Origin of the sequence: Vibrio sp. ER1A, from assembly GCF_000733315.1 — a bacterium.
GTDB lineage: Bacteria > Pseudomonadota > Gammaproteobacteria > Enterobacterales > Vibrionaceae > Vibrio > Vibrio mediterranei.
The window spans coordinates 1-13,464 of sequence record NZ_JPJA01000020.1 but is presented as its reverse complement, the minus strand read 5'-3'; the positions used below and the strand labels follow the sequence as shown (position 1 = coordinate 13,464).

Genomic DNA, 13,464 nt, shown 5'->3' with positions numbered 1-13,464 from the left:
GAATTCGGCAACAAAGCCCATTACTGTTTGACCTAATTCAAAAGGCAAAGCGGTACAAACATAAGTTTGTGATTCATTTTGATTTAGTGTAGTATCTTGTGTGTTCATATTATGAACCTCTAGAGTGATTAATCATGGACATGCCTTGATATTTGTTCCAAGCGAATATCAAGGCGTTTTCGTTTTAGGGTTATACGTCTTCTGTTGCTCGAATGTGATTGAACACATTTTGAATATCGTCACGGGTAAAGCTGTACTCTGCAAGCTTATCGATACAATCACTAATATCATTAGTATAAAAACATTCATGGTTAAATAGCTCTCTGCGAATAATGGCAGCTTTACCATTTTCCGCGATATCTTGAGCAATCCCCTCTTTTTGTATTTTGTCTAATCCAGCCATTACCTCTTGTGCGGTATCACGTGGACAAATTAAACCAGAAAAAAGATGGCAATATTCTATGCCTTCTTTTTTACCGTCTTCGAATTGCTCTTTAGAAAAAGCAAAAAATGCCCCCGTTTTATCATATAATTCAGTTTGTTTATCCTTGGTGTAATCAGATAGGTATTTCATATTTACGTTTCCTTATTATGTAGCTAATGAATAAAAGAAAAGCCACCCGTTAAAACGGGCAGCGGTCAAACGAATAAATGCGCTCGGTTGGCGTGGACAAATCTAAAATAACGAACTGAGGAAGACGCGCTTTTACTTCAATTAATGATGATGGATAGAACTCAAAATCATGCATAGTAAAGCCTGCGGCTTTAAAGTGCTCTGGTAAAATGTTGCTACCTCTTGCAACACGAAAACCTTGTCTAAACCGTAGTAGCTCTACAGAGATATCATTTTTAGGAGAGCTTTCGTGCCCCACGGCGAGACGTGGGTCGCTGTTTTGCATTGTAGAGAGAGTTGGGGTTGTGTTTGGCTGTGTCATAGGAGTTTCCTTCTGTTTGAGTATCACTTTCTGGAGCCGCTTGGCTGTCCAGTTCTTCTCCTGAGAGCCATTTGCAAGGGCGAGCGCAGCGAGTTCATATACCCTTGCCAATGGGGAACAGGTGAAGGATGGTGAACAGCCTGCGAGTGCCAGACAGTGATGCGAGTAAAGGAAGCTCGACACAGACAAGCCGACCCCTTACTCGAACTTCATTGGAAAGCAGTGAAATAGCAAAGAGGAGGTACGACGATGCGCAACGAACGAAGTGAGTGTAGGCGTTGGGTGATTGAGTATCTGGAGCGTAGTGGCGCATCGAGCTTGTCTCGATAACAGCGCCACACGTTAGCGATACGAGCCGACGCCAGGCGAGGCGAAATGAACCGAGCGTAGCGAGAGCGCCCAAATAATTTATACACCAAAATCAGTTAGATTACATACTCTAACAGTTTTACGCGCGGGCGTTTTCCCTACCAAATCTAACCCGATGAAAGAGGGTAAGACCATGCTCATATTAGTTTGAGCAGGTTGAAAATCGTGTTGCTCAGAATCCGCCGGTGTTATACGGAAACTTTCGGCAATTTCTGAAGTCCATATTTTAGACGCTCGGCGCTCTCACTTCAGATTGAGCTTAGTGTTTATGGCGCATTGCTTTAGCGCAGTGGCAGTGTTGCTCACACGTTAATTGGCCGTTATGCGATCCAGAAATAGGAGCTTCGAGTGGAAGAAATTATTGATCAGTTAGTGGCCCTGGGCTATGAAGTATCTGGTAACGATGTAAGTATTCGAGTGAAAATGAGTGCATTAACGGGTAAGGCGATTATTCGTAAAAGTGCCTATTCAAATACTTTTGTCGTGTCGACTCATACTTGGACTCAGCTTATTGCTTTGACACTGCTACTTTCCTCAATTCTATCGTCGATTTTTAGTCAGTGGGAACAGCCCGAGTTAAGCACCGCAATGTGGTTTAGTTTTTGTGTTGGCATTCCCGTGGTGATAAAGGGTTTTGCCTCCGCAATTATTGCTGAAATTCATTTGCAGCCCATCCGCCAGATCGTAAGAATGGCAAATTCAAAGCTATCATCACCAGTCGCATAACAATTGTTCAAGAAGATTGCTAAAAATAGGCGATCTTGGATTTATTTAGGTTTAGTAGATTTCGGTGGCTTTGCTCAGGTAAAGCGGCAGTTGGCGGTTACTCAGATATGTATTAAATTGAAGAGGATGAAATGATCTCAACGAATTGCTTTGAAATTAAAAACAATACTTTTCGATACAAGTCCGATGAATATGCCTTGTCGAAAATAAAAAATGCTAGAGTTAAATCAAATTCTATCAAAGACCATATTACAAAGATTTTATTGATCGGGGCGATTGTATCGAGCCTAGTATGGATTATCTCCCCTGGAGGCTTCGGAATAATCATGGCTCCACTTGCGTTTGCCATAGGCATAGTTTTTGCTGCATTTACTATCAAAAAGTATGAGCTTCAGGTTGAGTTTGAGCATATAGATGAGACTGGGCTGCAATGGGTATCAGTAGTGGGCTCAAGTAGTACAGAATCAAAAGCCATCTTTGATAAACAGGTGGCAGCAGTCAAACAGGCGATCACCTAATTAATTTTCTTTATTGAACGGCTCCAGCCAGACACCTTACTAAGCGATTTATCATACCTGAAGTAATTCATGGTTTGTTACATTAGTAAAGCTACTGGCTAACCTTTGTCCAGAAATCACTTTGAGCGATCGTAGACAATTATGCGATCAGCGAAAATGGCGGCCCGAAGGCCGCTACCGCTTAAAGCCAGCCGCGTTCAGCAAACGATACGGTATCTTCGAACGAGATAACGAAGTGATCGAGCACTCGAATATCAACGAGCGCCAATGCGTCAGCTAAACGTCTAGTGATTCGGCGATCAGCTTGACTAGGCTCTGCGGTGCCAGAGGGATGGTTATGGTAAAGGACTATAGCCGCCGCGTTCTCAGCCAATGCTTTCTTAACCACTTCGCGAGGATAAACGGAAGCCGCATCGATGGTGCCGGTGAACAGTTCTGCAGAAGAGCGAACTCGATGTTGGTTATCGAGGAAGATAACGCCGAACACTTCGTGCTCTTTGGCAGCCAATGAGGTCTGACAAAACGCTTTAACCAAGTTCGGTGCAGTCAGTGCAGGTTGTTCGCTGATAATCAGTTTTGATTTAAGGATGTCAGCAGCGTGTGCCAACGTTTCTTGTTCATCGGCAGTGAAAATAGAGGTGTCTGTGTAGTTAATCAGTGATGCAGTCATGGCTTACTCCTAGTGTTCATTTCGTTGTCGCCTGACTGTCCGGCCTACTGTCATGGTTCTGGTTAGCAAGGGCGCGAAGCGTTTATATACCCTTGCTCACTAGGTTCTGAGAGTAGACGGTTTAAAGGAAGGTGCGATTCACGAAAGAACACGGAAAGCAGCATACAAGCCTAGTCATCTTCCAGACGGTACCGAACTAAACGCCGTTATGAGCAAGAAGAAGTGATTTACGGGAGTTAAACGTCGAGTAAGGGTACGACAGAATCGCTTGGTGATCACAAAGTTAGCAGAGATAGCACTAAGACATTTCTGGACAGAACTTTGTCAGAGTATTCAAGTAAATTAGAAAAATTCGGATAACTTTTAGTATAAGAAAGTCGTTTTGTTAAAAGCTCAGTCTAGCTGGGGAAGATCACTTTAGAGTGTTACGAAGCGAAGGAAAAACAGTGAATCAAAAGCGCCCGTACGAACGCCTTTTCTAACACTCTATTAGACTAACCGTGACAACCCGCACTACAGCTTCCACTTCTTATAGTTCCTAGCGCTTTCATTCCCGCGCTTGGACCTAATCTACTACTTGCAGTTGCTTTATTAAGTGCCTTGGTAAACTTACTTCCCACATACCCCCCTGCAGCAGCTGCTGCATATGGATTCCCAGTTACAGCCATAGTAGCTGCGCCCACACCCGTACCCACGATGCCACCAATAGCACCATTTACCACATTTTGAGGTGTAACACCTGTATCAGCGACTGCGCTCGCTCCGCCACCAGTCGCGGCTGCGGCATAAGGTGGAATACTGGCCGATCTTTTGCCACGCCTGCGGGGGGGCACTGGTTCAAAAACACCATCAGGGAATTGTTCTGCGTCAATAAATATAATGACATCGTCGATGCGTGTAACGATGGAATCTTCGGGGGACTGAATCTTAAAGTAATGTGCCGCCTTGATTACGTCACCTGGAAAAACAACTGCACTGTCACTTTGATCAACATTAGAAACCAGGTAAGTATTGTTGTTTTCATCAGCGTTTATTATTTTTGCACTTAAATTAGGCACTCCAAAACAAACATCACGATGTGCCTTTACCCTATAGTATTGATTTTGATACAAGTAAGTACACTGACTTGAGTCGAAAACGTTATTATCCGAAGGATCAGCGCCAAAAGCAGGAAAGCCCACCAATAACGCAATTAACATTATCAATTGTTTAATCTTACAGCACATTTCTAGATCTCCTTATTTTTCACTTAAGAAATTAATACCCAAAACAGAAGCAACCACAGCGCAAGATAATAAGCAGTAGCTAGAACGCTATAGCTGGCATCTTTTCGTGGATTTATGTTTGGTAACTTGCTGGTAATAAAAAAAAACATTGTTGTGATAAGCGCTATACCCAAAGATTCATCCAAATGAATGTCTTTGAAAAATTGGTTTAGGTTGAAAAACCGAAGAAGAAGAAGCAATAACACAAAATAAAGTAGGTTGTTGCTTCCGGTATAACTCATTAGTTTATGTATTTTCTTTAACATAGCACTTCCTTACCTTATGAATACAGATGAGTATAAATGAATATTATTCTCATTCCCATTAAAAAGAAACAATCAAGTACTTTTTTTGGGAGGCTGCCTCATGAACTTGACGCTTTTTAGTTAGTTGTTTTGTACCGAGGTTTAGGTATGAGACTGCGACTATTGATGGGTATGGCCGATGAGATCGGAGCTTTTTGATTTAGTTCCATTGGTTTGAGTGCATCAAAGACTAGCAAACCTTAAAATCGGATTAGATATGGTAAGATAAACACACACATCGTATAGATGTACATCATCTAACTGATTTCGGGGCAAAAGGAAGATAGACAATCAGACTTTATTGATTACCTACAACAAGCCGTTTCAGTCATGAAACGGCTTCGTTTTTTCGCTGGCTTGCGCCATATCAAGACTCATACCCAAACTGGCGAGCAATTCGTGTTGCTTCTGTCGAACGTCTCTTAAAGCTACGCTCAAAGTACAACGAAAACAGACGGATATACTCATCATATGAGGTGCCGCTCTCGATGCTGGCTTGCTCTGAGATATCTTGGATCTTAAAGAAAAGGGAACGGATGTTCATCGTTATCTCCTGCTATCAATGCGATATAAGAGAGGACCGACATCGTGTCGGTCCCGACCCTCGACTTTTAAGCGATGGCTTTTTCGTAGTTTATTCGAATCGTGCGCAGCACCGTCGAAGGCTTACGCATCGCGTTAATCATACATTGAACGGCAGGTTTGGCGCTGTCCAGCGTCTCACCAAAACCGGTGATAACAAGTTCACACTGACCACAGAAGTTTTCGACTTGAGCCTCGGTTAACTCTGACCACTTTTCTCGTACCATATCCGCAAAGGCATGCTGATATTCAGGTTCACTCACTACCACCGCACCCTCTTGAAGCGCTTCTGGGTGTGATTCCGGTTCCGTTGATTCATTCACAGCAGAAGGAAACAGCGTATCAGGAAAGTATTGTCGCTCTAACGCTTGCAGCTCGGGTGACACTGGACAATCGAGATGACACAGCATTTTGATGACCGTCAACTTAATGGCCGTTGTATTGGTGAGCATATTGCCGGTGACTTTATCGATACAGCGACCCACAAACGCTTCACTGTCTCGCTTGATATTCAGCGTTCCTAAGTCACTGATTTTCTCTATCGTCCCATATTGACTGATTAGGCACTGCCCGACTACCCCTAGTGCATTAAGAAACACGCCGTGAGAAGAGAGGTATCCTGCACGAAACTCATCGGCTGACTCTTCCCAATAACGAAACGCTTGCCACAGTAACGGTTTGGCACAGGCACTCCAAAACTCTCGTGCCACTTCACGCTGTTCATCGCTCAAGGTATCCGTGACTTTCACACACAATAAACGCGCCGTCGCATCTTTCAAAATTTTGACAGGGAAAAGATACTCACTGCTTCGACCAATCACGTTACGCTCGAAGTCCACAAGATGGGTAAACACCGCTAAGTCTTTTGCCATTTCAACCACAAACTTAGGTAAGTCGTCGCGTTGATTATAGGTATCGCTGATGCTGGTACTGGGTTTGACGGTGTGCCCATTGATGTCTGAAAACGCTTGTTGACGTTCTGCCAGAGACATCTCCATAAACAGCATCAACGGAATATTGTGGCCACGCAGTTCAACGTTACTTTTCAACGCATCGATGATGCCTGTGGTTCGGTGTTGACCATCGAAGAGTAAGATTTCCGAGTCCATACTCACTTTTAACAGTCCAACGTTGGCATGCTCCGATTCAATAAACTCTGGCTGCTCATTAATCACGCCTGTGAGTGACGTCAATACGTAGCTGTCAGGATTGCTTTGGATGTACTGAGAGATTTTCTTAGCACGAGTAGGATTCACCTCGCGCTGCGAACGTGCCAGGACATTACCGGTATCGAATGCCACCAAACGCTGCAACACACCGAATGGCGCATTGATGGTATAAAACGGACGGCCTGCTTGGATACCGCGGACAGCTGGGATGTCAAAAGTGAATTCAGACATAATGGTTACCTCATTTTTTGGATTTAAAGCATTAAAACAGTAAATTAGACGTTGCCTTTCAGATGGCCTTTGACTTCTTTAATGGTTCTAAAGGATTCGCTACAAAGCCATGTTTGCCCTAAGGCACAATGGGTCTCGACGAAATACAACGGCTTCCCATCGACTGTGGCGATGTCGAGCTTTTGGTAAACGTGCGTTTGATACTCCGCAGACCAATTAATGACGTTGCACTTTTGCATCCCGTCATCGTCATACACATCAAACTGACTTCTCGGTGTCACCACAGCTTGCTTTCTAAAGTCACGAACGGTCAGTTCAGAGACCGCGGCAAAGACAGTTGGCATTTTCATAGGTTCACTTCCCTAGCCCGCGCAGGCGTCGATGATGAATTTGTGTGGCTGGCTTTGGCATTAAGCCGGCTTTACGTAGTTCGTAAGCTCTGGTCATGATGGTGTGAATGGTACGCCCTAGTGCAAAACTCACTTGTTCCGGTCCATCAAGGTCATAGCGCTCAATCAAATACGTTTGATCGTGCTGTTTCCATGACTTGCCATGATTAGGATGATAGTCAGGGTGGTACTGCATGCGTCCGTAACGGTCATAGGTGACGTTTTCTATTGAACCTTTCATCACCGTTACCCCATCAATTGTTGTGTGGAAAAATCAAAGTGAAACGACTGCAACTCAAAGCCGTTTGCAGTGCTTTTCAGCAGCAAGGCTGGCGTGACCGTTTTAAAGCAAGAAAACATCACCACGCCTTGAAATAATGCGCTTCCTACGACGAACCATGACCAGTCATGGAGTGCCGTAGTGGTCGCTAAGCGATGACGCAATCTGTCAATGTCTTCCGTGCTGAGCACACGCTGCTCGGGTAGGCACTGACACACTTCTTGATATAACCCGCTTGCTTTCAGCGCATCGATGACCAGACGTTTTTCCGCTCGTTTTTGGTCGCTCAACATTTTCAGTTGGCGTACCTTTTTAAACGCTTGACTTAATGACATCGCTGGACGCGCTTCACGACCTTTCTGCTTGAGACTTCTCAGCTGACGACGACCGGTTAATAACACCTCAGAACACGTACCAGGGTTTGTTGTTTGGTGGTGTGTTTGACTTGAAAACATCACTTCACTCCTTCTTTCTCAATGCCGCCATAAAGACGGCAAGAACGTGTTTAGATTTCTGTGCTTCCTAGCCACCAAGAACCGACTGTGGCATCGAAGTTATCAAAGGATTGGCAGGGATGATTTTTGGCACGCTCTTGCACCGCCGTTAACGTCCATCCCCCTTCTGGAGCAGAGTATTGAGTGACGACGTCACCCGAATCACCATCACGAATAAGCAACGGTTTTTGAGCACATTCTTGGAACAAAGCTGTGTTGTATTTCAGGGGGCCATCAATCAACTTGATGGATGTAGTGACTTTCCCTTCGTAAGATGAGATAGCTGTCGCGAGCTCTGACATACGCTGATGGAACGCTTCCAAATCGTTTGCACTTACCTCACTGTATTTTTCTTCCAAGAAAGCCAGTTCTGATTTGGCTTGCTCATAGTCATGCTCTGAGCGCAGAACTAAGGAAATATCATTTTTAGGAGAGCTTTCGTGCCCCACGGCGAAACGTGGGTCGCTGTTTTGCCATGTAGAGAGAGTTGGGGTTGCGTTTGGCTGTGTCATAGGAGTTTCCTTCTGTTTGAGTATCACTTTCTGGAGCCGCTTGGCTGTCCAGTCCTTCGCCATGGTTCTCAGTGACAAGGGCGCGTTAGCGTTCATATACCCTTGTCAATGAGGTTCTGGTGAAGGATGGTTAACAGCCTGCGAGCGCCAGACAGTGATGCGAGTAAAGGAAGCTCGACACAGACAAGCCAACCCCTTACTCGAACTTCATTGGAAAGCAGTGAAATGCTTTTGTAACGAGGAAGTATGACGAGGCGCAGTGAAGTGATAACGGAACGAAGGCGTTTAGGATTGAAGTGATATCCTTTTAGATAAGGACTTTAGAGATCCACGCCCAGGGAAGGCACGATAGTGACTTTTCAGGGGGATGGAACTCTTAGTCCATAGATGAAAGATACAAGCGAAAAGCCTTACCCGAAGGGTAACGCCCAAATTAATAACGAGTGTGAAAAAGAAAGCAGAGAGGAGACCGAACAAGAGATGTTACTGAATATTGAAAGGAACAAGAAGGAAAAGCACAAACGCCAGAAACAGGCTTAGACTCGCACACTTATTTGAACCCACAAAACTACAACTGAGTTAGGTTCAAAAAAGTAAGGTGCTATATATTTATAAGTTTATGACTTCTTAGATTTTGTGTATGAGCGCTTTGGCCTGAGTCTAGCGGAATGCAATGTTTCAGCATAAATACGACCTTTCTGAGTCAACTGCCACATCATTTCGTTATCTCTTGCTCTAACATTGAGTTGCTTATTTGTATTAGGTTGAACAACTAAGTATCCGTTTTCGACCAGTTTATTCAACCCAACACTAAAGTGATTACGATGAAGCTCTTTAGACAAAGAGAAACCAACTTGCTTGCGAAGGTAACCGGTATTCACTGGAGTATGAGTACCCATTTTTAGCTCAACGAAGTGAATCATCAAAAGAGCATTCTTTTGTTGAGCACTGATTCTAATATTCAAGTTTATCTCTCCTTAATCGTATAGGTACGAATAAGACATAAATTATTTTTTCAATTCATTCATACAACGTTTTACATCTTGGCCACAGAAATAGAACCCACTATAGCCAATCGCATGGCGCTTAGGTGGCGTGACTTCCCCAGGAAGCAATTCATTTTTAAGGGAAGCATTTTTTAAAACGGAGACTCGAAGACCGAGCAAAGCTGCGGCTTGAGTTAAACATATAGGTTTATCGAAGTAATCAGTAGCCATGCTCCACCTTAGTCGGTAATGATAGCCGAATTTTCTTCGACCAATTCTTGAGCCGTTTTAAGTCGTTGACCAAGCTTGATGTAAAGCGCCTCTGCTGCTTCATAGGAAAGCTTGAGTTTATGAGTGTGTAAATTCTTAAACTCTGTTTCTGTGTGCGCGACAAGCTTGTCACTGACAATCTCAAGTTCAACACCTCTAATGTGCTCAACGACATGAGATTCAGTTAGTAGCAACACTTCAACCTCTTCTTTAAATGCCATGCTCATTTCCCTCAAAGATCGGTTAATTGTTTCAACTTCTTCTCAAGCACCTGCTTGCTTAAAGCAAATGCGATCTTTACAACCTCATTAGGCCCTGCATCTGAGAATGAAGTTCTCAGCTGTTCGATTACCGTTGGTTTCGTTAAGTCAGCTGCAAACTGATGTCCGTTAGCTGTGAGACGTAGAGGTATGATACTAACTATCCACCCTGAACCAGTTCTTCTAAAGCCAATGCTATCTTTCTTAGTGAGAGCGGGTTCAAGGCAGTTTTGGTCAGCTAATATCTCAAGATGAAACACTAATTTATCTAACGCTTGTTCATCATCTTTTGGCCACAATGCTTGAAATGGTTCAGTATTGAGTTTGAAGTCACTCTTTCCACTATCCAAAACTAACGTTAAAAAGTTGTTCAAATATTCATAATCAATTCTCACTATCGTCTCCCTTTTAGCTTAATTGTGTGGTGGTAAAACTCTTCCGTCCGTTACTAGTTCGTCACACACTTCAATAGCCCTAACTCTTCGACGCGTACGGTCTTCTATACCCGTAAACTGTGCAAAGTAACTATCCACACATCCTTCAAACGTTTTTAGGTTACTGCTGTTATAGAACCAGAGACATAGTAAGATCAAAATTCCAATTACTACATTCTTTATCATGGTCGAATCTCACTCTAGTCAGCATCAACAACCCAAACAGGAATGTCATCGATAACCTCTCCAATTTGCCATCCTGTTTTATCTAGAGTGTCTTGCGGTGCACCTTCTGGAACTTCAAACCAATAACAATAAATCATTCCGTCATGAGTACTGGTATTTGCATTAAGTTCAATATCCAGTTCTACCCATTCTTCATCCGTGATTCCCAAATGCTGAGAAAGATGGCTATTTGGCTTTTTAACAAGAGTTTCTCTAAAGCTACCAGTGGTACGCTCTTCTCGAATTGTTTTGTGACAGTTAGGGCAGTCAATAGGCTCACGACAAGCACCACAAATCCCACCACCGCCAATTTCAGCTACTGTAAATATTGCGCCACAGAAAGGGCATTTTTCTGCCATGAAACTTCCCTCGCTTATTCTTCAAATAAAGACTCAGCCCCAATCAACGGGATAAGTCTCAGCAAAACATCTTCCATCACACCGTTTTCTGCGGTGGTTATCTTCTTGGCACTACGGTCTTTCCAAGAGAGCGTTTGAATCAAACTTGATGCAACAACACTAGGTTTATCCAGATTTTTTACTGGAACCTCGGTAGCTTGGCCTCGAATACTGGTACTAATCGGGCAGCAGATAAGTAGCCCTGTTTGCTGATTGTATTCTTTACTTGAAAGGACAAGAGCTGGACGGTACTTGCCGATCTCTTTGCCTTTCACGGGTTCAAAATCTAACCAGATAATGTCATTGCGTTTAGGGATATACTGAGTCATTACTCGCCTAACTCCTTACCAGAGACAACAGCTAATTCATCAGCATGGGCCGTATGAGTATCTAAGCCGTTCAGCAGTTCTTTTTCGCTGAACGGGAAGCGTTTCTTCGGGCGCTTGATTGGTTCGATAGTGATCTTTTTACCATCGGCTTTAACTTCGATATCTGCACCCTCAACAAGTCCTAACTGCTTAATGAAAGCGGCAGGAATTATATTGCCAAGACTGTTACCAATTTTTCGTACTTGAGTGCGCATATCTCAACCTCGCAAGTGGATACATTGTTATAACAACACTAATTGTATACCTTTCAACCTTCGTGTCAACATTGTTATAACCACAATGCTAGTTCAGCCGCTGTTAGATAATTGGTTAGCTGAAACGTCTATATACTCAAGCGAGCATTGCGGATCTGAGTGCCCTAGTGCCCTTACTATCTTATCTAAGCTCACACCCTTAGCATTCATGGTACTTGCCCAACTTCTACGGCCTGTATGGCGCGATGCGCCTTTGTAACCGCACTTCTTAAGCACATCACGAAAGACCAGTTCAAGCGAGTCACACGCCCAATAGGTAACACGATCACCGCTCTGTGATATTCGATATTTGGCTTTAAGGGTGTATGGCCTACCACTATTGCAATAGAGCAACTTACAACATTCTTTTGCTATGAATTGAGCTAATTTCACGCATATATTATGTAAATGGTTTGATATGAGGTAGTATGGCAACATCGTTAGCTACATCCAATTTCACGATATTTTAATGCAAACTAAACAGTTAAAAGACCCTAAATACATACCTGACAGCATCCATATTGAGTCCGGAGTAACTAAAACCATTGTTCCTATTGCTCTCGGTTCAGTAATAGGTCATCTGATTTTTCCTGGACTGGGGGGAGTTATTATTGGGGGTGCTATTGGTGGAGTCATCGGCAAAGAATCTCGTAAGGAAATAATTATGGCAAAAGTCCCTGTTTTTTATAGTTTTCACTTTGACAATGACGTAATGAGAGTCCAACAAGTACGTAATATTGGTAGCATTGAAGGCAATGCTCCTACAACTCCAAATCAATGGGAAACTTTAAAACGAACTGGTAAAAAAGCAGTAGAAAACTGGATTGATCAGAACATGAAGTATAAACGTTGTGTTGTTGTTTTGATAGGTAGTGAAACTGCGTCTAGACCTTGGGTTGAACATGAAATAATCAAAGCTTGGAACGACGGTAAAGCTTTATTAGGCATTCATATTCATAATTTAAAATGCCCTCGAACAGGAACAAGTAGAAAGGGTAAAAACCCCTTCGATCTGATCAAATTTCAAGATGGCAGTAAACTATCGTCTGTAGTTCCTTGTTATGACCCCAGCTCAACAGATACATATAAAGATATAGCCCTAAACATGGCAACTTGGGTTGATCACGCAATAAAGAATAAGGCGAACTAATGGCTGAAAAATATCTAACAATAGACCCTGAATCTGTTTCAATTCAAACACATTTAGGTATTTTGCAGGGTGTCATACAGCGTATGGCATCCAATAGTTCAGCTTGTAAGGCTTGGTGTGTGACGTTGGTTTCCGCTGTTTTGGTTATCGTAGCAGATAAAGGCCGCTCAGATTATGCTTATATCGCTTTTTTACCCACGATAATATTCACGGCTTTAGATGCTTATTATTTGGCTTTGGAGAAAGCTTTTCGTAACTCCTACAATGACTTCATATCTAAGTTGCATAACAAAACGCTTACAGAAGAAAGTTTATATTCTGTAGTGCCGAAAGGAGAAATATCCACCTTGCAATTTCAATCTTTATTGTCGTTTTCTGTATGGGGCTTTTACTTGTCATTGGCACTTCTGATCTTTATCACGAAAATGATAGCTATTGGGTAAGATAATTAATGATTCAGTTTACTACGTTTGATGATCTTAAGAGTTTTAACCGAAACTTAGCGACTAATTCTCAAGCTAAATTGAAGGCCGCATACTCTAAAGTTAATAAAGATACTTTTCTCTCTCACTCATCTAAGGATGCTGAGTACTTACCTGGGGTAATTAAATTACTAGAAAATCATGGTGCATCGGTATACTGTGATTTAGCTGACAAGCCGGCGACAGAGTCGC

22 protein-coding genes are annotated in these 13,464 nt (G+C 43.0%); 5 read left to right on the top strand and 17 right to left on the bottom strand.

The window, feature by feature from the left end:
• Positions 1 to 190: 190 nt before the first annotated feature.
• Together HW45_RS03205 and HW45_RS03200 are read right to left on the bottom strand one after the other, a co-directional pair.
• On the bottom strand, positions 191 to 574 hold the full coding sequence (locus HW45_RS03205) for a DUF7659 family protein (protein ID WP_038224694.1): 384 nt from the start codon (positions 572 to 574) through the stop codon (positions 191 to 193).
• A 49-nt stretch (positions 575 to 623) separates the two neighbouring features.
• On the bottom strand, positions 624 to 935 hold the full coding sequence (locus HW45_RS03200; protein WP_038224692.1) for a hypothetical protein: 312 nt from the start codon (positions 933 to 935) through the stop codon (positions 624 to 626).
• 717 nt (positions 936 to 1,652) lie between these two features.
• Here HW45_RS03200 and HW45_RS03195 point away from each other — a divergent pair.
• Both HW45_RS03195 and HW45_RS03190 read left to right on the top strand, forming a co-directional pair.
• On the top strand, positions 1,653 to 2,030 hold the full coding sequence (locus HW45_RS03195) for a hypothetical protein (RefSeq protein WP_038224690.1): 378 nt from the start codon (positions 1,653 to 1,655) through the stop codon (positions 2,028 to 2,030).
• A 131-nt stretch (positions 2,031 to 2,161) separates the two neighbouring features.
• Positions 2,162 to 2,548, top strand: coding sequence for a hypothetical protein (locus HW45_RS03190; RefSeq protein ID WP_038224688.1), 387 nt, complete (start codon positions 2,162 to 2,164; stop codon positions 2,546 to 2,548).
• Positions 2,549 to 2,729: 181 nt separating this feature from the next.
• Here HW45_RS03190 and radC read toward each other — a convergent pair whose 3' ends face one another.
• The 15 genes from radC to HW45_RS03115 all read right to left on the bottom strand — a co-directional run bounded on the left by radC (position 2,730) and on the right by HW45_RS03115 (position 11,601).
• The gene (gene radC, locus HW45_RS03185; RefSeq protein ID WP_038224686.1) at positions 2,730 to 3,218 is read right to left on the bottom strand and encodes a RadC family protein; all 489 of its coding nucleotides are present in this window, start codon (positions 3,216 to 3,218) and stop codon (positions 2,730 to 2,732) included.
• A 494-nt stretch (positions 3,219 to 3,712) separates the two neighbouring features.
• Positions 3,713 to 4,444: a hypothetical protein gene (locus HW45_RS03180; protein WP_038224684.1), complete on the bottom strand. Its 732-nt coding sequence runs from the start codon at positions 4,442 to 4,444 to the stop codon at positions 3,713 to 3,715.
• 711 nt (positions 4,445 to 5,155) lie between these two features.
• The gene (locus tag HW45_RS29690) at positions 5,156 to 5,332 is read right to left on the bottom strand and encodes a hypothetical protein (protein ID WP_164491527.1); all 177 of its coding nucleotides are present in this window, start codon (positions 5,330 to 5,332) and stop codon (positions 5,156 to 5,158) included.
• Between the two features lie 67 nt (positions 5,333 to 5,399).
• Positions 5,400 to 6,770: a DNA sulfur modification protein DndB gene (locus HW45_RS03170; RefSeq protein WP_081875747.1), complete on the bottom strand. Its 1,371-nt coding sequence runs from the start codon at positions 6,768 to 6,770 to the stop codon at positions 5,400 to 5,402.
• A gap of 44 nt (positions 6,771 to 6,814) precedes the next feature.
• A complete protein-coding gene (locus HW45_RS03165; RefSeq protein WP_038224679.1) occupies positions 6,815 to 7,120 on the bottom strand; it encodes a hypothetical protein in 306 nt (101 codons plus the stop codon).
• A 4-nt stretch (positions 7,121 to 7,124) separates the two neighbouring features.
• Entirely contained in the window at positions 7,125 to 7,400 is a 276-nt protein-coding gene (locus tag HW45_RS03160) for a hypothetical protein (RefSeq protein ID WP_038224678.1), read from the bottom strand.
• A 5-nt stretch (positions 7,401 to 7,405) separates the two neighbouring features.
• Positions 7,406 to 7,894, bottom strand: a complete 489-nt coding sequence (locus HW45_RS03155; RefSeq protein ID WP_038224677.1) for a hypothetical protein — start codon at positions 7,892 to 7,894, stop codon at positions 7,406 to 7,408.
• Positions 7,895 to 7,944: 50 nt separating this feature from the next.
• A complete protein-coding gene (locus HW45_RS03150) occupies positions 7,945 to 8,445 on the bottom strand; it encodes a hypothetical protein (RefSeq protein ID WP_038224675.1) in 501 nt (166 codons plus the stop codon).
• Positions 8,446 to 9,062: 617 nt separating this feature from the next.
• Positions 9,063 to 9,410 carry a hypothetical protein gene (locus tag HW45_RS03145; protein ID WP_235225351.1) on the bottom strand — a complete coding sequence of 116 codons (348 nt, stop codon included), beginning with the start codon at positions 9,408 to 9,410 and terminating at the stop codon, positions 9,063 to 9,065.
• A gap of 42 nt (positions 9,411 to 9,452) precedes the next feature.
• Positions 9,453 to 9,662: a hypothetical protein gene (locus HW45_RS03140; RefSeq protein ID WP_038224672.1), complete on the bottom strand. Its 210-nt coding sequence runs from the start codon at positions 9,660 to 9,662 to the stop codon at positions 9,453 to 9,455.
• Positions 9,663 to 9,670: 8 nt separating this feature from the next.
• A complete protein-coding gene (locus tag HW45_RS03135; protein WP_038224670.1) occupies positions 9,671 to 9,922 on the bottom strand; it encodes a hypothetical protein in 252 nt (83 codons plus the stop codon).
• An 11-nt stretch (positions 9,923 to 9,933) separates the two neighbouring features.
• A complete protein-coding gene (locus HW45_RS03130; RefSeq protein WP_038224668.1) occupies positions 9,934 to 10,356 on the bottom strand; it encodes a DUF2513 domain-containing protein in 423 nt (140 codons plus the stop codon).
• A 239-nt stretch (positions 10,357 to 10,595) separates the two neighbouring features.
• Positions 10,596 to 10,979, bottom strand: coding sequence for a hypothetical protein (locus HW45_RS03125; protein WP_038224666.1), 384 nt, complete (start codon positions 10,977 to 10,979; stop codon positions 10,596 to 10,598).
• A 14-nt stretch (positions 10,980 to 10,993) separates the two neighbouring features.
• Positions 10,994 to 11,347: a type II toxin-antitoxin system PemK/MazF family toxin gene (locus HW45_RS03120; RefSeq protein ID WP_038224664.1), complete on the bottom strand. Its 354-nt coding sequence runs from the start codon at positions 11,345 to 11,347 to the stop codon at positions 10,994 to 10,996.
• Positions 11,347 to 11,601, bottom strand: coding sequence for an AbrB/MazE/SpoVT family DNA-binding domain-containing protein (locus HW45_RS03115; protein WP_038224662.1), 255 nt, complete (start codon positions 11,599 to 11,601; stop codon positions 11,347 to 11,349). The genes HW45_RS03120 and HW45_RS03115 overlap by 1 nt, the downstream gene beginning before the upstream one ends.
• A gap of 508 nt (positions 11,602 to 12,109) precedes the next feature.
• Here HW45_RS03115 and HW45_RS03110 point away from each other — a divergent pair.
• From HW45_RS03110 to HW45_RS29845, 3 genes are all read left to right on the top strand, one after another.
• Entirely contained in the window at positions 12,110 to 12,790 is a 681-nt protein-coding gene (locus HW45_RS03110) for a TIR domain-containing protein (RefSeq protein ID WP_235225350.1), read from the top strand.
• A complete protein-coding gene (locus HW45_RS03105) occupies positions 12,790 to 13,233 on the top strand; it encodes a hypothetical protein (RefSeq protein ID WP_051867704.1) in 444 nt (147 codons plus the stop codon). Before HW45_RS03110 ends, HW45_RS03105 begins: the two co-directional genes overlap by 1 nt.
• 8 nt (positions 13,234 to 13,241) lie before the next feature.
• Positions 13,242 to 13,464, top strand: a 223-nt coding sequence (locus tag HW45_RS29845; protein ID WP_038224660.1) for a hypothetical protein, incomplete at its 3' end; no start/stop codon positions are given.